The organism is Paraburkholderia phenoliruptrix, assembly GCF_902859825.1.
In the GTDB taxonomy this organism is placed as follows: domain Bacteria; phylum Pseudomonadota; class Gammaproteobacteria; order Burkholderiales; family Burkholderiaceae; genus Paraburkholderia; species Paraburkholderia phenoliruptrix.
The window spans coordinates 25,041-51,220 of record NZ_CADIKB010000029.1 but is presented as its reverse complement, the minus strand read 5'-3'; the positions used below and the strand labels follow the sequence as shown (position 1 = coordinate 51,220).

Genomic DNA, 26,180 nt, shown 5'->3' with positions numbered 1-26,180 from the left:
CAGTGCAGTGCAGGGAGATCATGAGCGCCATGAAGTCTTCGTTTGCTGCGGGAAAACTGTTTGCCGACCGGCAACTGAACTTCCTTCTGATCGTCAATGTGCTCGTCGTGCTGGTCGCGACGTGGCTCTCGCGCGGCCAGTTCGTCGACATCGACAACCTCCAGTCGATGGGCGGCCAGCTCCCCGAGCTCGGTCTGCTCGCGCTCGGCATCATGCTTTCCATGGTATCCGGCAACGGCGGCATCGACCTCTCCGGCGTCGGGCTCGCCAATCTGTCCGGCATGGTGGCGGCGATCGTGGTGCCGCGCTTCGTGAGCGGCGACGATTCGCCGCTGCTGTACACGTCGCTTTTCTGCGCGATCGTGCTGACCATGGGCTTGCTCGGCGGCCTGCTCAACGGTGTCGTGATTGCGCGCCTCAGGCTCACGCCGATTCTCTGCACGCTCGGCACGCAGTTGCTCTTCACCGGCTTTGCCGTCGTGATCAGCAACGGCGCTTCGGTGCATGTCGACTATGTCGAGCCGCTGTCGGATATCGGCAACGGCACCGTGTTTCAGGTGCCCATTGCGTTCTGCATCTTCATCGCCGCCGTGATTCTGCTGGGATGGCTGCTCAGGCGCAGCCCGTTCGGCCTGCGGCTCTATCTGATGGGCACGAATCCCAAAGCCGCTTTTTACGCGGGCATTCCGCGCGCGCGCATGCTCATCACCACTTACGCGATGTGCGGCGTGCTCGCGTCGCTCGCCGGCCTCATCAGCGCGACGCATACGTCGAGCGCGAAATGGGATTACGGCAACTCCTATTTGCTGATCGCGATTCTCATTGCCGTGATGGGCGGCGTGAATCCGGCAGGCGGTTATGGTCGCATCGTCTGTGTATTTTTTGCGGCAACGGTGCTGCAGTTTCTGTCGAGCCTCTTCAATCTGCTCGGCGTTTCCCAGTTTTTCGGCGACTGCGCATGGGGCTTCTTGCTGCTGTTGTCGCTCGCGTTCGCGGGCGGCGAACGGGTGCGCGCGATTTTCGGCTTAGGCGGCGGGGGTGCGAACCCGGCTTCCGCTCGCGCCGATAGCGGCGCGGCCCCGAAGGGTTAGGCACGCCAGCGGAGTAACGGCAAAGGCAAGGCAAAGGCAAAGGCAACGATCGAGGCGAACAGGGTGCCCTGCCTGTTCGCGACGGCTGACACGGCCAGCACGGGCGACATCGAACGATAAAGGAGACATTGCATGAAACTGACTCGACTGGGTGCCGCGATTGCAGCAGGCGCAGTGGCGGTAGGCGCGATCGCCGCGGCACAGGCTGCCACCAACGAGACCATCGTCACGGTCGTGAAGGTGACGGGCATCAACTGGTTCAACCGGATGGACGAAGGCGTCAAGGAATTCGCGAAAGACAACCCGGGCGTGAGCGCTTACCAGACGGGTCCGGGCCGCGCGGACGCGGCGCAGCAACTGAAGATCATCGAAGACCTGATCGCGAAGAAGGTCACCGCGATTGCGGTGGTGCCCTACGATCCGCCGACGCTCGAGCCGGCGCTCAAGAAAGCGATGGACCGCGGCATCAAGGTCGTCACGCATGAAGCGGACAACGCGAAGAACACCATGGTCGACATCGAGGCGTTCGACAACACCGCCTATGGCGCAGGCCTGAACGAGCGGCTCGCGTCGTGCATGCACGACGAAGGCAAGTGGGCGGTACTGGTGGGCTCGCTCGGCAGCCGCTCGCAGGTGCAATGGGCCGACGGCGGCATCGGCAATGCGAAGGCGAAGTACCCCAAGATGAACCTCGTGGAGCCGAAGCTCGAAACCAACAACGACGGCGAGCGCGCCTATGAAGTCGCGAAAGAAGTGCTGCGCAAGCATCCGGATCTGAAGGGCTTCCAGGGCTCGTCCTCGCTCGATGTGATCGGCATCGGCCGTGCGGTGGAAGAGGCGGGCATGCAAGGCAAGATCTGCGTGTACGGCACGGGTCTGCCCAACGAGGCCGGCAAATTCCTCGAAAGCGGCGCGATCAACGGCATCGCGTTCTGGGATCCGAAGCTCGCCGGCATCGCGATGAACAAGGTCGCGAAGATGCTGGTGGACGGCAAGACGGTCGAGAACGGCGCGGACCTCGGCATTCCGGGCTACACGAAGGTCACGGTCGCCAAAGGGCCAGGCAAGGGCATTATCGTGCGCGGCCAGGGCTGGGTGAACGTCGACAAGTCGAACTATAAGCAGTATCCGTTCTGATTCCGCTGTTCACTTCGAGGCGTGTCGATAGGCACGCCTCGGCACCGCGACTCATCATGATGAATCAAGAAGACGTCTCTTTCGCGCCGCCGTCGCAGTCCTCGCAGCCGTTCCTGGAGGTGGTGGGCGTGCATAAACGCTTTACCGGCGTGCATGCGTTGCGCGGCGTGAGCCTCGCGTTCGAGCGCGGGCAAATTTATCACCTGCTCGGCGAAAACGGCTGCGGCAAGAGCACGCTGATCAAGATCATTTCCGGCGCGCAGCCGCCCGATGAAGGGCAACTCGTGATCGAAGGCGTGCCGCATGCGCGGCTCTCCGCGCTGGAGGCGCTCGCGGCCGGCATCGAAACCGTGTATCAGGATCTGTCGCTGCTGCCCAACATGAGCGTCGCGGAAAACGTTGCGCTCACGTCGGAACTCGCCACGCACGAAGGGCGGCTCGCGCGTACTTTCGATCGCCGCGTCCTTGCCGCCACGGCTGCACGCGCGCTCGAAGCAGTGGGCCTGCCCGGCAACGCGGATTTCCAGGCGACGCTCATCGAACAGCTGCCGCTCGCTACGCGACAACTGGTGGCCATTGCGCGTGCGATTGCGAGCGAGGCGAAATTCGTCATCATGGACGAGCCGACCACGTCGCTCACACAAAAGGAAGTGGACAACCTGATTGCCGTGCTCGCCAATCTGCGCGCGCAGGGCGTGACGGTGCTGTTCGTGAGCCACAAGCTCGACGAATGCTATGCAATAGGTGGCGAAGTGATCGTGCTGCGCGACGGGCAGAAAATGGCGCAAGGGCCGATCGCGCAGTTCACCAAGGCGCAAATCAGCGAACTGATGACGGGGCGCCATCTGTCGAACGAGCGGTATCGCGAAGGCGCGCATGCCGAGGACGTCGTGCTCGACGTGCGCAACTTCACGCGCGCAGGCCAGTTCAGCGACGTCGCTTTCAAGCTGCACGGCGGCGAGATTCTCGGCGTGACCGGTCTACTCGATTCGGGCCGCAACGAACTGGCGCGCGCGTTGGCGGGCGTCGCGCCCGCGCAGTCGGGCGCGGTGCTGCTCGACGGCAAACGTATTGCGCTGCGCACGCCGTCCGACGCGAAGCGGCACCGCATCGGCTATGTGCCGGAAGACCGCCTGAACGAAGGGCTGTTCCTCGACAAACCGATTCGCGACAACGTGATCACCGCGATGATCTCGAGCCTGCGCGACCGCTTCGGCCAAATCGACCGCACGCGTGCCGAGGCGCTTGCCGTGCAGACCGTGAAGGATCTGCAGATCGCGACGCCGGGTGTCGACAAGCCGGTGCAGTCGCTGTCGGGCGGCAACCAGCAGCGTGTGCTGATCGGCCGCTGGCTCGCCATCGACCCGCGCGTGTTGATCCTGCACGGCCCGACGGTCGGCGTCGACGTGGGTTCGAAGGACATCATCTATCGGATCATGCAGCGGCTCTCGCAGCGCGGCATCGGCATTATTCTGATCAGCGACGACCTGCCGGAGCTGCTGCAGAACTGCGACCGCATTCTGATGATGAAGAAGGGCCGCGTGGCCGCCGAGTATCGCGCGGACGCATTGAGCGAGGCCGATCTGTACCACGCGCTGCTTTCCGAAGCGGCCTAGAGGAAGTAAGGACGCCAAACCGCCATGAACTCGCGCATCCAGCCGCGCATCGACTCGTCCATCGATTCGCCTATCGACTCGTCCGTTGACTCGTCCATCAAGCAGACCATGAGCACTCCGAATGTCGTCGAAATCGCGCCGAGCGCCGAACCGCGAGGTTTGCGCATGAGGCTCGCGCGCAATCCCGAGTGGTTCACCGTCGCGCTGATCGTGGTGACGTGTCTGATCGTCGGTGCAATCAATCCGCGCTTCTTTCAGTTCGCGACGCTCTTTGATCTGCTGCATTCGGCGACCACGATGTCGCTGTTCGCGCTCGGCACGCTCGTCGTGCTCGCCTCGGGCGGCATCGACGTCTCCTTCACCGCGATTGCCGCGCTGACCATGTACGGCATCACCAAGGCTGTGTTCGCCTGGTGGCCGGATGCGCCGTTCGCGTTGATCCTCGTCACGGGTGCGTTGGGCGGTGTAGTGCTCGGCGTCGTCAACGGGCTGCTCGTGCATAGGCTGAAAGCGCCTTCGCTGATCGTCACGATCGGCACGCAATACCTGTATCGCGGCTTGCTGCTGACGTTCATCGGCACGACGTTCTTCATGAACATTCCGCACAGCATGGATCACTTCGGCCGCATTCCGCTCTTTTTCTATCACACCGCTGACGGACTGCGCGCGGTGCTGCCGGCCTCGGTGCTGGCGCTCGTCGCCGCGGCGCTCGTCACCTGGTGGCTGCTCAATCGCACGATGATGGGACGCGGCGTCTACGCGATGGGCGGCTCGCTCGCCATCGCCGAGCGGCTCGGCTACAACCTGCGCGCGATCCATCTGTTCGTGTTCGGCTATACCGGCATGCTCGCCGGCATCGCGGGCATTCTGCACGTGTCGAACAACCGCCTCGCGAATCCGTTCGACCTCGTGGGCTCGGAGCTGGACGTGATCGCCGCGGTCATTCTCGGCGGTGCACGCATTACGGGCGGCACAGGCACGGTGGTGGGCACCTTGCTCGGCGTCGTGCTCGTCACGCTCATCAAGAGCGTGCTGATTCTCGTGGGTGTGCCGAGCACCTGGCAGAAGGTGATTATCGGCGCGTTCATTCTGCTGGCCGGTACGCTGTTCGCACTGCAGCGCAAGAGCTGAGGCGCCGCGGCCGGAGGATCGCCGCCGCACAGGCACGGGCGAACCCGTGCATAGTGCGCCGATAGCCGGCTATTGGCGCTTGCGCGCCTGCCGGCCCTCTTCGGTGATGATCGAGTCGAAGTCTTCGATCTGTGAAAAGCGCACGGCCTTGACCACGCCGAATTTGCTTCTGTCGACCACCAGATGCCGTTCGACGGCACTCGCCATGGCCGCCTGCTTCACCGCGACTTCATGGAAGTTCCAGCAGGTCACGCCGCGCGCGGGGTCCACGCCGCCCGCCGAAATAAACGCCTTGTTGATGCCCATGCGGCGCAGCATCTCGAGGCTTTCCTCGCCCGCGAACGAATCCGACGAAGGCACGTAGACGCCGCCGAGCAGGATCATCCGCACGTTCGGTTTGCGGCGCAACACCTCGGCGACATTCAGCGAATAACACACCACGGTGACATGGCGCTCGGGCGGAATGAGCCGGGCGAGCGCCACGAGTGTCGTGCCGCAATCGATGAAAAGCGTTTCGTTGTTGCCGATCAATCCCGCGGCAATGGCCGACGCCTCCGCCTTGGCCTGCGCGAAGTGATCCTTTTCCTGCTCCAGCGAATAACCGGCGTTGCCGGCGTTATTCGGCACGTCGGTGGCACTGACGATATAGCCGCCCAGATACGTGAAGCGATCCGCATTCGCGGCAATGTCGCGGCGCACCGTCATTTCGGAGACGCCGAGCAGGGCGGCGGCATCGCGCAGGCGCATCACGTTTTGCCGTGTCAGCGCGTCGGCCAGAGCGCGAAGGCGATCGGGTTTGAGCATGGAGGTCCTGGCGCGTGAAGAGTGTGTGAACGACGTTAGGTTTTAATCATGTTTGCTGAAACGATTATAACGACAGGTGCAGCGCGCGGCGAGCGCGACGGCGCACGCAACCCGGCCCGCGCGGAGTGCCTTATCGCCTTCGCGACGAAATGCGCCGGCACGCGACGCATGGGAACGCGCTTTGCTCCATGACCGGCGCGGCGCCGCATGGCGTACGCGCGTTCAACTGACCACGAACGTTTGGAGACTGCCATGGACGGCTTGCCTCACGAACCCACCGTCGAAGACCGTATTCGCAAGCGCGCGTACGAGCTGTGGGAAAGCGACGGCTCGCCCGAAGGACGCGCCGACGATTACTGGGCACGCGCCGAAGCGCAGATCGAAGCCGAAGGCGAGTCGGGCGACACCGAGCCGGCGGTGGCCTCCGATCAATCGGGCAAAGGGCGGCGCGCGGCGGAAGCCATCGGCGACGACGAGGGCGCGCAGGCCGCCGGCAACGCGCCCGGCAGCAGCTAGCCGCATCACACGACACGCGGGAGAGCATCATGGATTTCGAATACGGAGGCTGCATCGTCCATCTGACGGCAGGTGTCGACGGCGGCATGATCGTCGCGCATGCGCGGATCGAAGTGACGCCGGGCAGCGTGAGTTCGGGCGACGATACGCACGACATGGAGTTTCATCGCGATTTCGTCGACGAGCACGAGGCGCTCGAATTCGCCCGCGAGCGCGCGACGGCATGGATCGACGAGCACGTGGAGCGTGCCGAGCCCGCGGCGCCCGCCGACGGTTACGCGAGGCCGCTCAGTTAACACGAGGTGAGCTCAACCGCGGTGCGCGGCGCGTGTAGGCTCATTCAACTGCCGAATGGCAAGTGCCGCGCGCACCGCTTAATTTCATTGACGGCCTGTACATTTTTCCATCGGCCCGACGTGGCGCGGTTCACGCGCGACAGGGCCGGGCATGCACCATGCGGCGCGTCTGACGTCGGTTCGTCGAACGGAGCAGGGCATGCGTATCGCGCAGGTTTCGCCGCTGTATGAGAGGGTGCCGCCGGTCGCTTATGGCGGCGTCGAAAGAGTGGTGGCGTGGCTCGTGGACGGGCTCGTCGCGCGAGGCCACGACGTCACGCTCTTTGCAAGCGGCGACTCGCGCACGCGAGCGCGGCTCGTCTCGGGAAGCGACTGTGCGATTCGCCTGATTGAAGATACCGCCGACCCGCAGGCTTTTCATTTCGCCATGCTCGAAGAAGTGGTGCGGCGCGCGGACGAATTCGACATTGTCCATTTTCATACGGACTACCAGAGCTTTCCGTTCGCGCGCCGCTTACGCTGCCCCGCGCTGACCACCTTGCACTGGCGGCTCGACGTGCCCGGCCTGAGCACGCTCTACAGGCAATTCGCCGACATGCCGGTGGTCTCGATCTCCGCCGCGCAACGCACGCCGCTGCCCTGGCTCAACTGGCGCGCGACAGTTCATCATGGCCTGCCTGCGGATCTGCTGCGCTTTCATGAAACGCCCGGCGATTACGCAGCTTTTCTCGGCCGCATCTCGCCCGTGAAGCGGCCCGACCGCGCGATCGAGATTGCGCGGCGCGCGGCTGTGCCTCTGCGCATCGCCGCGAAGATCGACAATGGCGACCGCGCCTATTTCGAAGAGGAAATCGCGGGTCTATTCGAGTTGCCGCACGTCGAGTATTGCGGCGAAGTCGACGATTCGTGCAAGAACGATTTCCTCGGACAGGCGCGCGCCTTGCTGTTTCCGATCGACTGGCCGGAGCCGTTCGGCCTCGTGATGATCGAGGCGCTCGCGTGCGGCACGCCGGTCATCGCATTCGATCACGGTGCCGCGCATGAAATCGTCGAACACGGCGTGACGGGCTTTCTCGTGCAATCCGTCGACGACGCCGTCGCCGCGCTCGCGAAGATCGACAGCATCAGTCGCGCCGCGTGCCGTGCGGCCTTCGAGCGCCGCTTCACCGTCGAGCGGATGGTCGATCAATACGCCGGCATTTACGAAGCGATGCTGCCGGACACACGCGATACCCCCAACACGCACGATACGCAACCGCTTCAGACGGACTGAAGCGGAGCCCGAGAACAGGGCGGACCCGCACCGCGGAACACCGCGAACGAATCCAGACACGGAGCGCTTTTCATGCGATTTTTTGCCATTGCGACCGATTACGACAACACCCTCGCCTGCGACGGACGCGTCGCCGACTCGACGTGGGACGCGCTCGAACGCCTGCGCGCCTCGGGCCGCCAGGCCATCCTCGTGAGCGGACGCGAGATGGACGACCTGCTTGCTATCTGTCCGCGGCTCGATCTGTTTTCGCGAGTCGTCGCGGAAAACGGCGGCGTGCTGTACACGCCTTCGACGGGCACGCGGCGCCTGCTCGCCCCGCCGCCGCCGGCCGCTTTCGTCGACGAATTGAAAAGCCGCGGTCTGCGCCACTTCAGCGTGAGCGAGACGCTCGTCGCGATGATGAAGCCCGCCGAGCAGATCGCGCTCGCCGCGATTCGCGACCTCGGCCTCGGTCTGCAGATCATTTTCAACGGCGACGCGGTGATGATCGTGTCGCCCGGCATTTCCAAAGCGAGCGGCTTGCAGGAGGCGCTGAGCGAGCTGGCGTTGTCCGCCTTCAACGTGGCCGGAATAGGCGACGCCGAGAACGATCACGCGCTCCTCGACGCCTGCGGTTTTGGTGTGGCGGTCGCCAATGCGCTGCCCGCGCTGAAGGCGCACGCCGATATGGTGACGAGCCAGGCGGCGGGGGCGGGTGTCGCCGAACTGGTGGACGCGCTGGTGAAGGACGACCTGCGCGAACGCACGAGCGTGGCGCAGAAGAGCCGCGTGCTGATCGGGCATGCGCGCGGCGCCAGCGAGCCCGCCAACCTGTACTGTCCCGCGCACGGTTCGGTCGTGCTGCTCGCCGGCGAATCGGGATGCGGCAAGTCGACCGCCTGCGCCGGCTTGCTCGAGCGCCTCGCGGGCATGCACCAGCAGTTGTGCATCATCGATCCGGAAGGCGACTATCAGAACGACGAAGATACGATCGTAGTCGGCGACGCGCACACCGCGCCGCTGATCGAAGAAGTCGTGCAGCTGCTCGCGCGTCCTCCGCGTTCGGCGGTGGCGGTGAATCTGCTGCGCGTGCCGTTGCCGGAGCGGCCCGCGTTCTGCGCGTCGCTGCTGCTCGAGGTGCAGCAGTTGCGCATGCGAACCGGCCGGCCCCATTGGCTCGTGTTCGACGAGGCGCATCATCTGTTTCCGGCCGGATGGGCGGGCGCAAGCCAAACCATTCCAGCGGCGCTGGAAACGGCGCTCGCCATCACGGTGTCGCCGCAGCAACTGGATGGCGCCTTTCTGCGTCAGGTGAATCTGCTGCTCGCGATGGGCCCGAGCGCCGGCAAGGCCGTGCAGGAACTCGCGAAGGCCACGGGCCGGCCCGTGCCGCAGCTTCAGGAAACCGCGCTCGAAACGGGGCAGGCTTTGTTATGGCGCCTCGACGAGCCGGCGCCCGAGGGCGTGATCCGGCTCGAGCCGGGCAGCAAGCACCGGCTCAGACATCGGCGCAAATACGCGGAAGGCCTGCTGATTCCCGAGCGCAGTTTCTATTTCCGTGGGCCCGAGCACGCACTGAATCTGCGCGCCCATAATCTCGTGCTGTTCGTGGAGATTGCCGAAGGTGTCGATGCGGGCACATGGCAGTATCACCGCGAGCGCGGCGACTATTCGCGCTGGTTCGAAACGGAGATCGGCGACCCTGATCTCGCGGCGCAGGCCCGGCAGATCGAGCAGGATGCCGCGCTCGATGCAGCCGCGAGCCTTGCGCGGATCAAGGCGGCCGTGCAGGAGCGCTACACGCAGCCCGAAAACCCGTCGATGCCCGCGGTGCTGACCGCGAAGAACGCCGACGTCGCGACCACCGGCGGCGATGAGGACCCGCGCCGAGCCACTGAAAAATGATTGGGATGTCGTACTAATTTGACGCGGTGCGCCTGCGTTCTAATCGACGCGCGCAAGGCTCCTGTTCGATTTGCGCGCGACCCGGCGACGCGGGTCCGGCGGGAGCGGATTCGCCGGCATGGCAGGTGCGGCGCTCATGCATTGCCCTTGACGCAGTGTCGCGAGCGTCTCGAACAGCAGTTGCACGTCGGTCGTGCTGGAGGGCGCATCGAAAGCGAGCGCCATGTGCTCCAGCATCTCCAGCGCATCGGCATCGCGCGCGCCGTCGCGAGCTTCGTCGCGCCACAATGCGGCCAATGCGAGCGACACGCGCAATTCCCACATCTTCGCGCCTTGCACACGAGCGAGGTCGATCGCCTGTGTAAAGCAGGCTTCGGCGTCGGCGGATTTGTGTTGTGCGCGCGCGGCGATGCCGAGCACGCGCCACAGCTCGGGGACGAACATCATCTCGCCGTGGCTCTCGCAGAACTGCAACGTGTCGGTGAGCCGGCGCTGCGCTTCGTCGCTGCGTCCGGCTGCCACGAGCGCCTCTGCATAGGCCGCGATAAAAAGCGTGATGAGACGCCTGAAGCCGCGCGTGATCAGCGCGTTGAGCGAGCTTTCCAGCAGCGCGATGCCACGTTGGGTGTCGCCGCCGAGTATGTCGTGGTACGCGGACAGGCAGTTGCAGTAATCGCGCCAGACGTCGAGCCCATGCAGCGCGACTTGCGATCGCATGATGTCGAGATACACCGCCGCGCGGCCGAGGTCGCCGCACATCAGCGAAAGCGGCGCCGCCGACGCACCGAGGGTATGCGTGAGAGAAGGCTCCATGATGTCCGGCCGCACGAGACCGACGAGTGTGTCGACAAGCCGCATTGCCTCGCCGCAGTGTCCCTCGATCCACGCAATGCGTGCGAGCGTGCCGTTGCAGTAGACGAGCGGATCGACGGCGATCGTGTCGTCGCGCAGGCCGCCGTATTCGAGCTCGGCAAAGCGGTTTCTGGTACGCAGCAGTTCTGTCCTTGCCTCGGCGTGACGGCCGAGGCAGTGCTGCGAAATCGCGGCGATCTGGTCGGCTAGCGTCTCCTGCCATGGGTTCTCGCGCTCCTGCGCGAGCTGCCGCAGGCGCTGCGCGAATTCCGCCGACGCATGGATGTTGCCGCTCGAAATCATCGTGGTCCACAGGCCCCACAACGCGCGGGCGTGATAGCCGGCGTCGCGGCGTTCCGTCGCGAGCGCGTAGACCTTGCGCCACAGTTGCTCCGACTTCGACACGGAGCCGCGCACATGCGGCAGTGCCGAAGCCAGTGCCGCGCGCACGCGCATTTCGTCGAGCGCGTCGACGCTCGCCGCGGGCAGCGCGTCCAGCGCCTCGACCGCGCGCTCGGCACGCTCGCAGCATTCCGCGACCATGCCGCCGTCGAGCAGCGCAGCCGTCAGATTCGAGGCGAGCTCGACGCCCAATTGCGCGTCGCCATCCGCGGAGAACGCCCAGTCGCAGGCGTGGCGTGCGTCGTCGAGCGTGTGTTTGAGCGCAGCCGCGCTGTCCGCTTTGCCGCGCACCGTCTGCGCGGTGTGCGTGATAAAGCACTGCGACAGGTAGCGCGCGTGGCGCACTGCCAGCGCCTGGCGCTCGCCTTCGGCCTGCAGCTTGTCGAGCGCATACGCGCGGGTCGATTCGGACAGACGGTAGCGCGCGACCGGACCGTCGAACTCCACGTTGACGAGCGACTTCGCCAGCAGTTCGCTGATCGCACTGATTGCGTCGGCGACGCTCAGCGATGCATCGCATGCCACCGCGCACATCGCTTCGAAACTGAATACGCCCCCGAATACGGCACTTCTGCGAAACAGGGCTTGCGCTTTCGCATCGAGCAGCGCGAAGCTCCAGTCGAACGTCGCGCGCAAGGTCTGATGACGCGGCAGGGCGGTCCGGTAGCCGCCCGCGAGTATCGCGAGGCGATTGTCGAGCCGTTGATGGACGCCCGCCACGCCGAGCGTCACGACGCGTGCGGCCGCGAGTTCGAGCGCGAGCGGAATGCCGTCGAGCCGCCGGCATATTTCGCCGACGAGCTGCAGCTCGGTGCTGTCCCGGCTGACATCGCGCTGCATGGAGTGGGCGCGCAGCAAAAACAGATTGACGGCGGACTGCCGCAGGATCTCGGCGTCGGCGCTGCCGGGCGGCGGCACCTCCAGCGGCTCGACGCGAAACACGGCTTCCGCCATGATCCGCAGCGGCTCGCGGCTCGTCACGAGCACGCGCAAGTCCGCGTTCGCGGCGGCCAGCGCCTCGACGGCTTCGGCGACATGCTCGATCACATGCTCGGCGTTGTCGAGCACCAGCAGCCGACGCTCCGCGAGTGCCGACGCGATTTGCGCGAGGTCCGGTGTCGTGTGCTCGACCGGCAGTCCGCAAGCTTGTGCGATGGCGGCGAGCACTTCGTCGCGCGTGCTAAGCGTCGCGAGTTCGACGAACCACACGGGCTCCGTGAAATCCGCCGCGGCATGGCGGGCGGCTTCGACGGCAAGACTCGTCTTGCCGATGCCGCCCGCGCCGACGAGCGTCAGCACGCGCGTGTGTTGCAGCATCGAACGGATGTCGGCGACGGCCGTGTCGCGCCCGACGAGCTGCATGCGCTGCGGCGGCAGCGGGCGTCCGGCCGGCGTCTGCACGGCCGGCTGCGTTGCATTTGCCGAGCGCTGCCGCTGCACGAGCCGGTAGCCGCGGCCGGGCACGGTCAGAATCAGATCGCGGTCCGCGCCGAGAATCTTGCGCAGCGCGGACAGGTGCACCTGGATATTGTTTTCCTCGACGATGGTGTCGGGCCAGACGGCGTCCAGCAACTCGTCTTTGGTAACGAGGCGTCCGGCGGCGCTCGCTACCATGGCGAGGATGTCGAAGGCGCGCGAGCCGAGCGGCACGCGCTCGCCGTCACGCCACAAGGTGCGCAGTTCCAGATCGATTTGAAAGCGGCCTAGTTCAATCATGTCGTTTTCAATTTCCGGGACAACGGGCTGAGAGGAAAAACAGGCAAGCGGTACGGCAGAAATTACCGTCTTCTGGCCGGCGCGTCTTGTCGGTTAGTGCGATGCTTTGTATGAAAGTCTCGGAATGAGGCGAAGCAACGCGCCTGTGCGCAAGTCGTGCCGCGCGCCTAGCGCTTTGCCTGACGGCGCCAATGTCCGGGCGGCGTGCCGACGAGCTGCGAGAACGTGCGCGTGAAGTGACTCTGATCGGAGAAGCCGCAAGCGATGGCGATCTCGGACAACGAGCGGTCCGAGCGTTTCAGAAGTTCGCGCGCCTCTTCGACGCGCCGCTCCAGCAGCCATTGATGCGGCGTGCGCTGCGTGGTCTCGCGAAACGCGCGAATGAAGTAGCTGCGCGAGAGGTTGCACGCGCTGGCAATGTCTTCGAGGGATACGTTGCCCTGCGACCGGGCGAGCAGCATGTCCTTCGCGCGTGCTTCCTGCAGCGCGGACAGACGCCGGCTGCCGTGCTCGGGTCCGCGCGCGGGCGCGCCGTAGCGATCGAACAGATGAGTGCCGATGGTCACGCCGAGCTGTTCGATGAAAAGCGGGCTTGCGCTGTTTTGCGCACTGTTTTGCGCACCCAGCGTGAGTGCGAGCACCTGCGCGAGATGACCGAGCACCGGGTCCTTGCGGCCGGCCACCGTCGCGATGTGTGCGAGGCCGCTGCCGCCGCGCTCGTGGCACGTGTCGCTGACAAACGCGCGCGACAGTTCGATCAGCACGAAGTCGAAGCCACCAAGCAGCTCGGCGCGGTAGTCGTCGGCGAAATTGCGCACATAGACCGAGTCGCGGTCGAACTCATGCGTCGCCCAACGATGCTGCGAATAGATGCGCCGCCGATGTCCTGCCTTGAGCGACACGCCGATCAACACGCCGCGGTCCGAGCCGTCCATGACGACCGGGTTCGTGTCGCTGTCGCGCGTGCACTTGCGATAGAAGCGGAACTCGCCGGTGTCCAGTTCGACGTCGTGTTGCAACTGACTCGACAGACAGCCGAGCGAATCCTTGCGGCGCGCGGCCGGGTCGCCGCTGCCGGAAGCGGCGGATGAAGCGGAAGATGCGGCGGATGCAAGCGTATCGTTGAACATGGTTGTCACCTCGGTTCGTCGCAGCGCCCCGACTGCATGCCGCTAATTTACTCGGACATCGTTAAATGTAAGTGAATTGTCATTATGCCGGTTGCCGGCGATTCTGGAAATGCGCCAAATTGCTTCTTGCATCATGGGCCGTGGCGCGGACGAAAGGCGGGGGGCGTCGGCCGCCATGAAGAGGTGCGGCGCCGCCCGCTCGCGGCGCTCGCCTCGTGCGTTTTAGCTCTGCAGGAATTCGAGGAGGTCGGCGTTGACCTGGTCGGCGTGCGTCGTGCACATGCCGTGCGGCGCGCCGGCATACACCTTCAGCGTCGCATGCTTGAGGAGCTTCGCCGAAAGGCGCGCCGAGGCGTCGATTGGTACGATCTGGTCGTCGTCGCCATGAAGGATCAGCGTGGGCACGTCGATCTTCTTCAGGTCCGGCGTGTAGTCCACCTCGGAGAACTGTTTGATGCACTCATACTGGCCTTTGATCGAGCCGAGCATGCCTTCGCGCCAGAACTCGTCGATCATGCCTTGCGAGACTTTTGCGTTCGGACGGTTAAAGCCATAAAAAGGCACCGCGAGGTCCTTGTAGAACTGCGAGCGGTTCGCCGCCACGTTCGCGCGGATGCCGTCGAACACGGACATCGGCAAGCCGTTCGGATGCGCCTCGGTCTTCACCATGATGGGCGGCACGGCGCCGATCAGCACGGCCTTCGCAACGCGCGAACTGCCGTGGCGGCCGATATAGTGAGCAACTTCGCCGCCGCCCGTCGAATGACCGACGAGCGTCGCTTCCTTGACATCCAAGGCGTCGAGCACGGCGGCGAGATCGTCCGCGTAGGTGTCCATGTCGTTGCCGTGCGACGGCTGATCCGAGCGGCCATGGCCGCGGCGGTCATGCGCGATCACGCGATAACCCTTCTGCACGAGGAACAGCATCTGCGCGTCCCAGGCGTCGGCGTCGAGCGGCCAGCCGTGCGAGAAGACGACGGGCTTACCGGTGCCCCAGTCCTTGAAGAAAATCCGGATGCCGTCTTTCGTCGTGACCGTGTTCATGGTGTGTCGCTCTCCGTGCTGTGAGTGAGATGTGCCCGCATGGCCGCTGCTGCCGGCCGATGCCGCGGCCATCGCGGCGCCGGGCGCGGCGAGCGCGGCCACGGCCGCGCTGGCGCCTGCTGCGAGCAACTGGCGGCGATTTGCCGAGGGAACTGCGGATGAGTTAGCCAATTCGTTTCTCCGTACCTGTGACGTTGTTGTGCGCGTGCCGCTTATGCGTCATGCGTGCATGACGCGGCATCGCAGGCTTGAATCGTACGGGCGCGGATATTCGGCGTACTTCAGATTGCTTAATTGTTGTTAAACGCGGGGTCGTTTACCCCGCTCGCGCCTCGCAGCCCGCCGCGAACGGGCGCCGCACGCGCCCGCGCGCGTCGTCGATCCGGATTTGGGCTTATAAGTCGGAATCCGGTCTGCTGGAAGTGCTGTTGATTCAGCGTGTCAGGTGCCGCGTGCGCGACTGTCCGCAATCCGCGCCATACATTTGCGGTCGACCCGAGCTCGCCGCACATGGGCTGGTCGGTCGTCATCGGGACGGTCACATCACCGTCTCGGAAAGCGCGGTGCGCTGCGTGCCCACGGTTGGGGCAATGGGCATCGGCCCGGTTACCGTTTGGGCGGCAGGGGCATGCACGCCCGACACGTCGATGACCTGGCGCGGCCGGAGGTAGCCGCTACTGTCGATTCTCAGGAATCCGGCGCGCGAATCGTGCACGTACTGGTCGAACAGGCGGAGCAGACCCGACGATAGCGCGGGCGGGCTCAGCCACGCATTCCAGTAGCCCCGTTGCTCATCGGAAAGGGGCTTGTTCATTTCCGCATCTCCTCCAGCCGTCGATACCGTGCGTTCGTATTCGCCGCGATCGCTGTTCCACAGTTGGGTCAGATAGGCGCGCCAGTTCATCGTGTCGATGTCGATCTTCATGCTTTCGTGGAACTGTTTGATCCGCTCCAACTGCGCCTGGATTCCCGGATCGGTCGAACTCGCGTCTTTGTAAATGTCGGAAGGCCTCTGGCCGAAGCGGGCCTTGAGCCAGCCATAGTAGAGACACATGTGCGCAAAGACCTGTTGCTCCAGCGTGCCGGTAGTGCCGACGGTGCCCGTGTATTCATCGAAGAGCGTCTTGACGTCCTCGTCGTACTCGAACAGATCGTTGATCTTCTTGTCGGCGAGTTTGGGGGCGATGAACGGTACGCCGCTGATGGCAGCCTCCAGACGCATCCGGTTCAGCGCGATACGAGGGAGCAGGTCGGAGCGTGCCTGCTCGCCGGGACGATAGCCGCCGCCGACATCGGAATGCATGCCGGGCAGCACGATTTCCTCATATGTGCCGGCGCTGCCGCGTACCGGCGTCAGTGGAAAACAGGCCCGCAATTCGTGGGCTGCGACGAAGTGGAGACACCGCTCGACCTGAATGGGGACCTGCAGACCCATGCCGGAAAGGTCGTGCGCGGGCAGGCCAACCGATTCGACCGTGTCGAATAGGCCTAAGAAGCGGATGTGCAGCGGCGCAGATTCGCCGTCGACCGCGCTAGGGCAGGGCCAGTGCGGCACACCGTCCTTCATCGCGCATTTCTTCAACAGCCGGTTCGCGAATGCCCGTGCAAGTGTCGCGCCGCGCGAGAAGCCGAATACGGCGATGTCGATGCGGCTGACTTTGTGGTTAAAGTGCAAGCTATCTTCGAAATCTGCTTCGGCTTTCATCAAGCGCGCATCGCTGCCTAGCCCTGCGCCCCCGCCTAACGCTTCGCTGTCGCGGATCTTTTCCCACCAGTGCGGATTGCTTGTATCGAGTGGGGTGCCGACGCCGGGATAGTAAAATCGCCAAATGAGGGGACGCTCTTCGACATGACCCAGATACAGACGGGCAATGTTGGAGAGCTTCTGCTGCGGTTCGTCAACGTTGCGATTATTGCCCGTGCCGTCAAAGAAGAAGCTGAACCAGGGCTGCTGTTCGCACGTTGTGCAGGTCATGAACGCTTCGGCATGCAATTGCGTTGCAGTTTTCATCGACCGCAGGAAGTGCATCGGATCGTCGGTTACCCAGTCCTGCATCATCATCATTCTCCTATGTGCCGCATCACTCGGGGTCCGACGAAAAGCAGTTTGTCCATGCGAGGATTGGAAGGACCAAAATCGCCGTCACCTGGAAAAATCTCCGCTTCCACTTCATGATTGGGAAAGAAGCGCATCATTAACACGCTGTGATCCTGCGTATTTCGAGGCATTTTTCCCAGTACCACAACATCGCGGCTATAGGTCTTCCATCTGGACTCGTCCTCCTGATGACCGCCAACGCGCCACACAACCTTGATGGTCTGGCCTACGCCGGGGATCAACGAACAGCATTCGGAGCCGTCTGTTCCTCCTGCCGAGAATTCCTTGACCTGTACGCCGCTGAGTCCGGTGTTTTCTCCATCAGCGGTCTGAATCCAGAAGTCCTGGATATAGTCCTCGGTGTAGTTCGCACTCCGGGCCGAGGCATCGACATGGTGCATCCGCTGGCCTGTCGCACAGGCGGCCAGCATGCTCAACATCATCACGGCGAAAATCCGCGCCATCCGCGTCATTGCCTGGTTTTCCTTCGCAGCAAGCGGATGTGCTACGTGGTGGGCTCGCCGCCGACTGCGCTCGGGCGGGGCCAGCGCGGCACGCCGTCTGTTGGAAAGCTTCCACTGCAATGGCGTTGCAGTTTTCATCGACCGCAGGAAGTGCGTCGGATCGTCGGTTATCCAGTGCTGCATCGTCATTCTCCTATGTGCCGCATGACGCGCTGGCCTGAAAACAGTTTGTCCACTCTCGGATTCTCGGGACGCAAGTCTGCCGAAGGAAATAGCTCGACCTCAACTTCATGATCAGGAAAGAAACGGACGATCAGATAGCTGTGCGATTGTGGTTGAGTAGGCATTGCTCCTTTGACCTCGACATCGCGGCTATAGGTCTTCCATGTGGACTCGTCCTCCTGATGACCGCCGACGCGCCACACAACCTTGATGGTCTGGCCTACGCCGGGGATCAACGAACAGCATTCGGAGCCGCCTGTTCCTCCTGCCGAGAATTCCTTGACCTGGACGCCGCTGAGTCCGGTGTTTTTTCCATCAGCGGTCTGAATCCAGAAGTCCTGGATATAGTCCTCGGTGTAGTTCGCACTCCAGGCCGAGGCATCGACATGGTGCATCCGCTGGCCTGTCGCACAGGCGGCCAGCATGCTCAACATCATCGCAATGAAAATCCGCGCCATTCGCGTCATTGCCTGGTTCTCCTTTGTGACGGTGATCGGCCAAGTTGCCTGGGCATCTGAAAAATTGCTCAGCTTTGCGTGGCTGGACTGCAAGTGGGATAGCACTTTCTTCCCCGTATCGTTGCCCTGTTCAGTTACCAGAGCCGCGCTTCCGGCTTCGGTTCCACCGCATACATGCTCACGTAGACGCGCCAGTTACGCGCAAATTTGACGATCGCGAGTCCTTCGCCTTCGACGCGGGGCAACTCGCCTGCCACCATGGCGTCGTCCGAGTTCTCGCCCATCGGGCCAATCCATTTCACGGTAACCCGCGTTCCAGGAATCGGCATTCGCGCAGCCGCGATCACGCGCTCAGTCGGCTCAAATCCGTGGGGATCGATATCACCGAGGCTGGCGCTGGTCGAAAAATGGCCGCGCGTCGATTCAATCTCGATCGTCCGCTTGCGGATTGGGGTGTCGTTTATGATCTTGACCCGCAACGTGGCGTGACCGTATTCCCGCAGCTTTGCTTGACGCGCCTCAGCCGCAGCTTCTGCTGCACGCTGCCTGGAGGTTGCCGCAACTTCCCGCCAGACGTCATCGCCCAGCGCCATGTAGGCATCGATCAACGCCGTCTTTCCGTTTCGGAACTGCGTAAGGGCTGCCTGCAATGCCGGATGATCGTCGTACTGCGGGCCGTAAAGTAGACCCGCCGCAACATAGACACCCTGGTCGGTCTTTTCAGTCACGCCATAGCCGAATGCCTGTTCGACCAGCGGCGCGACCTGCTGCAGTTGATCGTTCGGGTAGTCGCGGTCGTCGAACACGTCGGGGCGCACACGTTGCAGCCAGGCCCGCACCTGAACGGGCGCGCCCGCGCGGTGAAGCGCATCCACTACTTCGTCGGGAACCGGCAGCGCCTCCCATGCGTCAGGGATCGGCAGGTTCTCGCCCGCCAGTTCAACCAGTTCGCTGCGATAGTCCAGACACCACCACGCGAGGCAGGGGCCAAACAGGTAGCGCCGCGTGCCCTCCGGCAACGTGCGGTGCAAGACGGGCAAGTAGGCCGGTTGATGAAAGAAGAACCACGCGTCCTCGCCTGCTGTTCCGAGCCTCGCGTGCAACAGCGTCTGCAAGTGTTCAATGAGCGGTTCGACCTCATGCGTGGCCCATAGCCACGACACGAACCGACCGTCGTCCCGGCCAAGCCTCAGAAGTGAGCGGTATGCGCGCAATGGCTCGTCCCCCTCAGGGGCAGGACACACGATCAGAAATGGCCCGGTTGCCGCCAGATCGTCCAGACCGGTGCTGCCGTAGAGGGGTATGCGCGGCATCGCCCCGATCGTGTCTGACAGAAGGCGCTGCCGGTTGGCGGACACGGACGCAACGTCGAGCAGCGCATAGAGTTGCATGCGCGGGTGAGTCGCTCTGTACTCGGCATACTAGGCGCGAAAGCGATCTAGTAAGGGATCGTCCTGTTTAAATGCCATGGAGATTCGATTATTGACGAGGGGTTACATCCGCGCGAAAGGCACACCGGCACGGCTCGCGCGCAACGCGCATTCCGTCTCTGCGGGGACCGGGAGCACCGGCAGCTCGGCTGACAGGCTCGCCGGACCGCTGCGATCGTAGGCAGCCGCGCGCCATTTACGGTCGCCCGGTGTCCCGTCCTCGATTCCGCTGGCGGTCATGCGTAAGTCGGAGCCGCCGCACTTGAGCAACAGTTCTTTCTTCGCCTCGATGACGACACGCCCCTTCGAACTGGTGATAGTCGTGTCCTGTTCCGACGCGATGCTGATTTCGTCGCTCTGCGCCTGTATCTGGACCTTGCCGCGCGCCGCAAACAGTTTGATGCCGAGCCGGTGCGCGAACAAGGACAGCACTTCGCCCGCCGCGATCGCGACGTGCCTGATCGCGCTGACATTAAACTTTGAGGACGTCGTCACGCTCACGTCCTTGCCAGCGGAGACCAGCACGCGATCCGGTGTCGCCATGCCTATTCCGTTGGGCGCGGACAGCGCTATCACGGCCTGTTTCAGGCCGGTCAGTTCGTCTTTCAGCCATGCGTTTTCCGCCCTCAGATCCGCGATCTCCGCCTGTGCCGCCCGGGCCACGTCAGCGAGTTCCTTTGCCTGCGTCTGCGTGAGCCGGAATTGGTCCGTCGCCGGTTCCATGTCCGTCAGGCGCCCGCGTGCGACTGGTTGGGCGTCCGTCGAGACCAACATCCCGCCACCTGCACGCACATGACCCTTCAAGTCCGAGCGGAGCTCGAACCCTTCGCCCCGGTCGGTGTTGTTCCGGTCGACCGTGTAGCCCAGGTTCAGTTGAGTCTTGCCGTGCTCGGTAGCAATCTTGATGTGTTCGCGCCCCTGCCGGTCGTCCATCTCCAACGTGTTGTTAGACCGCGTTCGGATCGTATTGCGCCTACCCCACGGGACACCTGCCACGATGGGGTCCGTGTGTTGGCTGGTGTGGAGTACGTGGCTGATGAACGGCAGATCCACGCAGCCCCAAAGGAAGCTTACGCCGACCACCGTGCCCTCGACCAACCCGAAGTGGAAACCGGTCTGGCCCGGTCCCGCGAACGGCTTGGCCAATCGCATCGGGCAGCTTTGGAGTCCAGGCGTACGCGTCTCGCGATCCGAATGGAGATGGACGATGTACTCCCCCTGTCTGTCCAGATACGGGTCCCGCCAGCCGCCCGAGGACGCGACCGTTCCCGTGATGACCCCGTGAACCTTCGGCCATGCGTCTTCCTTCAAGGACAGCCGGTACTGACGGTCGGATGGAATCGCGTCGAACTTCACCTGATACGCCTGCTTGCGCGACGCGCGGCACGTCATCCGAACCACCAGCAGCCCATGCTTCGCGTCCGGCAACTCCCGGTTCGACAGTTTCAGTACGCTGCCGGCCGTAAGGTCCAGCATGTCGCATACGCCGTGATACTCGATCTGCTGGGCGAGCGCCGCCTCACGGCGCAATTCGGCCTCTTCTTTTGCCTCCTCCTCGCCCAGGTTCGGCGTTCCCCACGTATACGCCTCGCCATACGTGGTGCGGTCCTCGCGGATCGGACTGGTCGCCTCGATCGGCTCGGATACAGCGGCTTCGGTGCTGAACGTGCGCACCGCGTACGTTGTCGGCAAGGTCTTCGCGCGCATCTCGAGCTCGCTGACAGATTCCTCGCCACCGGTTTCGAGACCGCTGTACGAGCGGTAGACCGATGTCAGGCGGGTAGGGTCACGCCGATAGTGCGCATAGTCGTCGCCAAAGCGCACCAGTTCACAGCGCTCGCCTTCCTCGCACACGAACCAGATGCCCGAACGGCGGCAGAGCCTTGTAATGAACGCGAGGTCGTCTTCGCCCCACTGCATGACGAAGCTGCGCTTGCGATACGTCCGGCGGAGCCTGAATTCGAAGTCAGCGAAGATCTTGTTGAACTCGTGCTCCCGCAGGATCTGCTCGATAATTTCGGGAGTCTTCATATCCACGAAGAACCGGCATTTCGGCGCATTGCGCAACAACGCCAGGCGGGATTCCAGCGCGATTTCGTAGAGCGACTGGTCGCGGTTGGTACCTTTCTGCGCGAAGCCCGTGACTACGCCCTGGATGCGCCGCGCGGCTTCGGGCTGGCTCCAGCGGCTACGCGGCGGCGGCTGGATCACGAATGCGCCCATCCGGTTCAGAAACTCGTTGCGCGACAGGTCAGGGCGGGGATGGGTAAACTGGATCGTGTACCGGGTCGGCTCGCCGATACCGCGCTCGCCGTCGAACTCGTAGATGTCCGCGAGCGCTGCGGCGGGCGCCCCCATGAGGTCGAGGCTGTAGAACTGGTGGATGTTGACCCCCGCGCGCGCAGTCGCGTCCGAAATGGCCGTACTTTGAGTCAAGGAACCCCCTGTCAAACGTCTGCAGATATCCTACGGGATCCTAATGGACCGTTGACGCGAAGTGGTATCAGACTGATCTGAATTCGGCAACGATTCACAGTTGGCGCCGCGAAGCTGTTGATGAGAGCCGGCCGGGGCGATAACAGATCCCCGTCTCCCTCATGAACGCCCGCTTTACACCAGTCCGAGGCCGGTCAGCATGGTGGCAAGGTCGATCCGGTTCTCGGGTTCGAGTGACGTCGACAGTCGTGGGTTCGTAACAGACGTGTCAGACATTTGCTGGCTGAAAATTTGGCTAACCCACTGAATCAAAAGAATTTTCAGAAAGCTTCGCGTTCCGGGTCGTCGCCCCGTTTAGAGCAGTCCTGCACTCACGCCGCCGCCGCTGTCCTGATCGCACAGCGAACGCATCTCGAACCTGATGCCGGCAGGCGCGTGGCGCGTAGGCGCCCCGCGGTTTTTCACCCACAGCACTTTTAAGAACTATTAAGGGCTTCGACAAGGACGCGGCCAAAGCACGCCGATAGACTGCCTCCCACATTCGACACCCAGCGCGACCCGCCCGGCGGGCGCGCGCCGCACGTCGCCTCAGTCTGCCTGTCCTTTCCCATACGGAGCCCGTCATGTCCCAGGACCTGTCTTCCGGATTCACCCCGGCCGAGGTCGTTTTCTTCAACGGCAAGATCGCGACGCAGGACGACAAGCGCTCGTTCGCCGATTCGCTTGCCGTCGCGAACGGCCGCATCGTCGCCGCCGGCTCGCGCGAGGCCGTGATGCGCCACGTGAACGACGCCACGCGCCACATCGACCTGAAAGGCCGTACCGTCATTCCAGGTCTCAACGACTCGCATCTGCACATCATTCGCGGCGGCCTGAACTTCAACATGGAGCTGCGCTGGGACGGCGTGCCTTCGCTCGCCGACGCGCTCGACATGCTGCGCAGGCAGGTGACGCGCACACCGGCGCCGCAGTGGGTTCGCGTGGTGGGCGGCTGGAACGAATTCCAGTTCGCCGAGCGGCGCGGCCCGACGCTCGAAGAAATCAACGCGATCGCGCCGGACACGCCCGTCTTCATCCTGCATCTCTATGACAGCGCGCTGCTGAATGCGGCGGCGCTGCGCGCGGTCGGCTACACGAAGGACACGCCCAATCCGCCTGGCGGCGAGATTCAGCGCGACAAGCGCGGCAATCCGACCGGCATGCTGATCGCGCGGCCCAACGCCGGCCTCTTGTACGCGACACTCGCGAAAGGCCCCAAGCTCGCGCCCGACGATCAGCGCAACTCGACGCGCCACTTCATGCGCGAGCTGAACCGGCTCGGCGTGACGAGCGCCATCGACGCGGGCGGCGGCTATCAGGCCTATCCGGACGACTACGCGGTCATCATGGACATGGCCAAACGCAATGAGCTGACCGTGCGGATCGCCTACAACCTGTTCACGCAGAACGCGAAGAAAGAGATCGAGGACTTCGCGAAGTGGGTGAAGATGACGAAGCCGGGCGAGGGCGACGATTTCCTGCGCGTGAACGGCGCGGGCGAAATGCTGGTGTTTTCGGCGGCGGATTTCGAGGACTTCCTTGAGCCGCGCCCCGATCTGCCCGACACGCTCGAAGCCGAACTCGAGGCCGTCGTACGGCTTCTCGTCGCGAACCGCTGGCCGTTCCGCCTGCACGCCACCTATAACGAGTCGATCGAGCGCTTCCTGAACGTGTTCGAGCGCGTGAACGCCGACATTCCGTTTAACGGCCTGCGCTGGTTCTTCGACCATTGCGAAACCATCACGCAGAAGAACATCGAGCGCATTCGCGCGCTGGGCGGCGGCATTGCGATCCAGCATCGCATGGCTTATCAGGGCGAGTACTTCATCCAGCAATACGGCGAAGAAGCCGTCAAACACACGCCGCCGATCCGCCAGATGCTCGACGCCGGCCTGCCCGTCGGCGCCGGCACCGACGCCACGCGCGTCGCGAGCTTCAATCCGTTCGTCTCGCTGTACTGGATGGTCTCGGGCAAGACGGTGGGCGGCACGGCGATGTATTCGAGCGCGAACCGGCTGGACCGTATGGAGGCGTTGCGCCGCTACACGGTGGGCAGCGCGTGGTTTTCGAACGAGGACGACCGCAAGGGCGCGCTCGTGCCGGGCCAGTTCGCGGACTTCGCGGTGCTCACCGACGACTATTTCACCGTCGACGAAACCAGCATCAAGTACCTCGAGTCGGTGCTGACGGTGGTGGGCGGCAAGGTCGTCTACGCAGCCGACGAGTTCGCGCCGCTCGCGCCGCCCGATCTGCCGGTGAGCCCGTCGTGGTCGCCGGTCGCGGAGTTCGGCGGCTACAGCCGCTACAAGCCGATGGCCATCGCCTGTGCGGACGGCTGCGTGAATCTGTGCCGCGTGCATGCGCACGCGCACGGCTTTGCATGGCGCAAGAACGTGCCCGTCAGCGATTCGAACGGCTTCTGGGGCGCGCTCGGCTGCAGCTGCTTCGCGTTCTGAACACCGTGCACACCGCGCGCCTACAGCGCCTCTGAATGCTTCATTGCAAGCGGGAACCCTCATGCCGACTCTGACCGATGGCGTGCTCTATGGGCTCGGCATTCTGGTTCTCGACTTCCTCGCCTGGCGCTTCATGGGCCGGCGCGGCGCAGAGGCGCGGCTCGCGTTGCGCGCACTGATGTTCGGCCTGTCGAGCTACGTGCTGTTCAGCCACGGCATGAACCCGCTGCGCGAGGCGCCCTGGCCCGGCGAGCCGGTGCACCATCTGCTCGCGCAGATTCTCGAAGTCGTGTGGTGGCTCCAAGGCGCGCGGCTGCTCACGGTCGTGCTCGATCGACTGGTGCTGCCCGAGACGTGGCACAAGGAACGCCTCTTTCAGGACGTGCTCGGCGCGCTGGTGTTTCTCGCCGCCGCGGTCGGCGCGATTGCATTCGTGCTGCAACTGCCGGTGCGCGGGCTTCTGGCGACCTCCGGTGCGGTGGCGGTGGTGCTCGGCCTCGCCATTCAAAGCACATTGAACGACGTATTTTCAGGCGTCGTGCTGAATGCGACGCAGCCGTTCCGTATCGGCGACTGGATCACGATCGGCGAAGTGGAAGGCAGGGTGGTGGAGAGCAACTGGCGCGCGACGAGCCTGCTCAACGCGCAGGGCAACATCGTCGTGATTCCCAACAGCGCGGCGGCACGCACGAATATCGTGAACGCCAATCAGCCGATGCATACGCACGGCGTGAGTGTGGTGCTGCCTGTGAAGCCCTCCATCCGGCCCGCGACGGTGTTGCAGGCGCTCGCGCACGCGGCCGCGAGTTCGCCGGACGTGCTGGCCGAGCCTAAGCCGCTCGTGAGCGTGAAGCGCGCGACCAACGACGCGATCGAGTACGAGATTGTCTGTTACGTCGATGCGTGGACGAAGAAGATTGGCGTGCGCAACGATCTGTACGACCTCGCGCACCGGCATTTGCTGTCGCGCGGCGTGGTGCTGCGGCCGTTGTCGGTTGCCGAGCCGACGGGCGAAAACTTCGACGAAAAAGCAAGGCTGCTGCGCAACGTGCTGATTTTCCACACGCTCGACGACGCCGAAATCGCCGAGCTCGCCGCGCGGCTGACACCACACGAGTTCGATACCGGCGAGACCATTTACAACGCCGCCGACGAAGGCGGTCACGAATTGCACATTCTGGCGCGCGGCGTGGCGAAAGCCGTCGTGCCGAACGAAGGCAGCGAGCTCGAATTGCGCCGGCTTGCGCCGGGCGATTCGGTCGGGCAGTCCGGAATACTCGCCGGCGTGCGCACCGGCGTGATCGTGCGCGCGTTGACGCGCGCCACGGTGTTCCGGCTCGACAAGGAGGCGCTGACACCCATCCTCGCGCGGCGTCCGGAAGTGGCGCGCGAAATGTGCCGGCTGCTCTCCGTTCATCACGAAAGCGAAAAGATGCTGCTCGCGCCGTCCACGAGCGGCGAGGCCGGCAACGGCGGCTTGCTGCACTGGATCCGCGACGGCATGCGGCGCTTGCACGAACTTGCGCTGTGAGAGCGGGGCGCCGCGCGGGCCGGCTTCGTTTCAGGCTTTTTAAGTCTGCGCCAAGGCTTTTATCGTCGGCAACCGTTACGCTGCCTGTGAGTCGGGCGACGGCCTGCCGCTGACTCATCCGCATGATCATCGGCATGACTCAGCGGCATGA

Annotated in this window: 19 protein-coding genes; 10 read left to right on the top strand and 9 right to left on the bottom strand. The window is 64.0% G+C overall.

Going from position 1 to position 26,180, the window contains the following annotated elements; translation table 11 throughout:
- The first annotated feature begins 29 nt into the window (after positions 1-29).
- The 4 genes from HV711_RS23890 to HV711_RS23875 all read left to right on the top strand — a co-directional run bounded on the left by HV711_RS23890 (position 30) and on the right by HV711_RS23875 (position 4,975).
- Complete coding sequence (locus tag HV711_RS23890; RefSeq protein ID WP_035484345.1) at positions 30-1,091, top strand: ABC transporter permease; 1,062 nt, start codon at positions 30-32, stop codon at positions 1,089-1,091.
- Positions 1,092-1,223: 132 nt separating this feature from the next.
- Entirely contained in the window at positions 1,224-2,228 is a 1,005-nt protein-coding gene (locus HV711_RS23885; RefSeq protein ID WP_013588246.1) for an autoinducer 2 ABC transporter substrate-binding protein, read from the top strand.
- A 59-nt stretch (positions 2,229-2,287) separates the two neighbouring features.
- Positions 2,288-3,844, top strand: a complete 1,557-nt coding sequence (locus tag HV711_RS23880; protein ID WP_035484361.1) for a sugar ABC transporter ATP-binding protein — start codon at positions 2,288-2,290, stop codon at positions 3,842-3,844.
- A gap of 24 nt (positions 3,845-3,868) precedes the next feature.
- The gene (locus tag HV711_RS23875; RefSeq protein ID WP_035484342.1) at positions 3,869-4,975 is read left to right on the top strand and encodes an ABC transporter permease; all 1,107 of its coding nucleotides are present in this window, start codon (positions 3,869-3,871) and stop codon (positions 4,973-4,975) included.
- A gap of 69 nt (positions 4,976-5,044) precedes the next feature.
- Here the strand turns inward: HV711_RS23875 and HV711_RS23870 are convergent, their stop codons facing one another.
- Positions 5,045-5,779 (bottom strand): DeoR/GlpR family DNA-binding transcription regulator, encoded by a 735-nt coding sequence (locus tag HV711_RS23870; RefSeq protein ID WP_013588249.1) that lies wholly within the window; start codon positions 5,777-5,779, stop codon positions 5,045-5,047.
- Positions 5,780-6,031: 252 nt separating this feature from the next.
- Between HV711_RS23870 and HV711_RS23865 the strand changes: the two genes are divergently transcribed.
- The 4 genes from HV711_RS23865 (at position 6,032) to HV711_RS23850 (ending at position 9,751) form a co-directional block, all read left to right on the top strand.
- Positions 6,032-6,295: a DUF2934 domain-containing protein gene (locus tag HV711_RS23865; protein WP_035484340.1), complete on the top strand. Its 264-nt coding sequence runs from the start codon at positions 6,032-6,034 to the stop codon at positions 6,293-6,295.
- Positions 6,296-6,324: 29 nt separating this feature from the next.
- On the top strand, positions 6,325-6,591 hold the full coding sequence (locus HV711_RS23860; RefSeq protein ID WP_013588251.1) for a hypothetical protein: 267 nt from the start codon (positions 6,325-6,327) through the stop codon (positions 6,589-6,591).
- Positions 6,592-6,790: 199 nt separating this feature from the next.
- The gene (locus tag HV711_RS23855; RefSeq protein ID WP_035484338.1) at positions 6,791-7,864 is read left to right on the top strand and encodes a glycosyltransferase family 4 protein; all 1,074 of its coding nucleotides are present in this window, start codon (positions 6,791-6,793) and stop codon (positions 7,862-7,864) included.
- Between the two features lie 72 nt (positions 7,865-7,936).
- Entirely contained in the window at positions 7,937-9,751 is a 1,815-nt protein-coding gene (locus HV711_RS23850) for an HAD hydrolase family protein (RefSeq protein ID WP_035484337.1), read from the top strand.
- Positions 9,752-9,790: 39 nt separating this feature from the next.
- Here the strand turns inward: HV711_RS23850 and HV711_RS23845 are convergent, their stop codons facing one another.
- The 8 genes from HV711_RS23845 to HV711_RS23810 form a co-directional block, all read right to left on the bottom strand.
- Positions 9,791-12,721 carry an ATP-binding protein gene (locus HV711_RS23845; protein WP_035484336.1) on the bottom strand — a complete coding sequence of 977 codons (2,931 nt, stop codon included), beginning with the start codon at positions 12,719-12,721 and terminating at the stop codon, positions 9,791-9,793.
- Between the two features lie 167 nt (positions 12,722-12,888).
- Positions 12,889-13,851, bottom strand: coding sequence for a helix-turn-helix domain-containing protein (locus HV711_RS23840; RefSeq protein ID WP_015002524.1), 963 nt, complete (start codon positions 13,849-13,851; stop codon positions 12,889-12,891).
- Positions 13,852-14,073: 222 nt separating this feature from the next.
- Positions 14,074-14,895: an alpha/beta fold hydrolase gene (locus HV711_RS23835; RefSeq protein ID WP_082201577.1), complete on the bottom strand. Its 822-nt coding sequence runs from the start codon at positions 14,893-14,895 to the stop codon at positions 14,074-14,076.
- Between the two features lie 538 nt (positions 14,896-15,433).
- Complete coding sequence (locus HV711_RS23830) at positions 15,434-16,954, bottom strand: T6SS phospholipase effector Tle1-like catalytic domain-containing protein (RefSeq protein WP_244142722.1); 1,521 nt, start codon at positions 16,952-16,954, stop codon at positions 15,434-15,436.
- 2 nt (positions 16,955-16,956) lie between these two features.
- Positions 16,957-17,640 carry a DUF3304 domain-containing protein gene (locus HV711_RS23825; RefSeq protein ID WP_244142723.1) on the bottom strand — a complete coding sequence of 228 codons (684 nt, stop codon included), beginning with the start codon at positions 17,638-17,640 and terminating at the stop codon, positions 16,957-16,959.
- A gap of 2 nt (positions 17,641-17,642) precedes the next feature.
- Positions 17,643-18,146 (bottom strand): DUF3304 domain-containing protein, encoded by a 504-nt coding sequence (locus tag HV711_RS23820; protein ID WP_254604875.1) that lies wholly within the window; start codon positions 18,144-18,146, stop codon positions 17,643-17,645.
- Positions 18,147-18,271: 125 nt separating this feature from the next.
- On the bottom strand, positions 18,272-19,528 hold the full coding sequence (locus HV711_RS23815; protein WP_175145269.1) for a DUF4123 domain-containing protein: 1,257 nt from the start codon (positions 19,526-19,528) through the stop codon (positions 18,272-18,274).
- Positions 19,529-19,630: 102 nt separating this feature from the next.
- Positions 19,631-22,003 carry a type VI secretion system Vgr family protein gene (locus tag HV711_RS23810; protein WP_035481898.1) on the bottom strand — a complete coding sequence of 791 codons (2,373 nt, stop codon included), beginning with the start codon at positions 22,001-22,003 and terminating at the stop codon, positions 19,631-19,633.
- Between the two features lie 623 nt (positions 22,004-22,626).
- Here HV711_RS23810 and HV711_RS23805 point away from each other — a divergent pair.
- Both HV711_RS23805 and HV711_RS23800 read left to right on the top strand, forming a co-directional pair.
- Entirely contained in the window at positions 22,627-24,498 is a 1,872-nt protein-coding gene (locus HV711_RS23805) for an amidohydrolase (protein WP_035481896.1), read from the top strand.
- Positions 24,499-24,559: 61 nt separating this feature from the next.
- The gene (locus HV711_RS23800) at positions 24,560-26,029 is read left to right on the top strand and encodes a mechanosensitive ion channel domain-containing protein (protein ID WP_035481894.1); all 1,470 of its coding nucleotides are present in this window, start codon (positions 24,560-24,562) and stop codon (positions 26,027-26,029) included.
- Positions 26,030-26,180 lie beyond the last annotated feature (151 nt).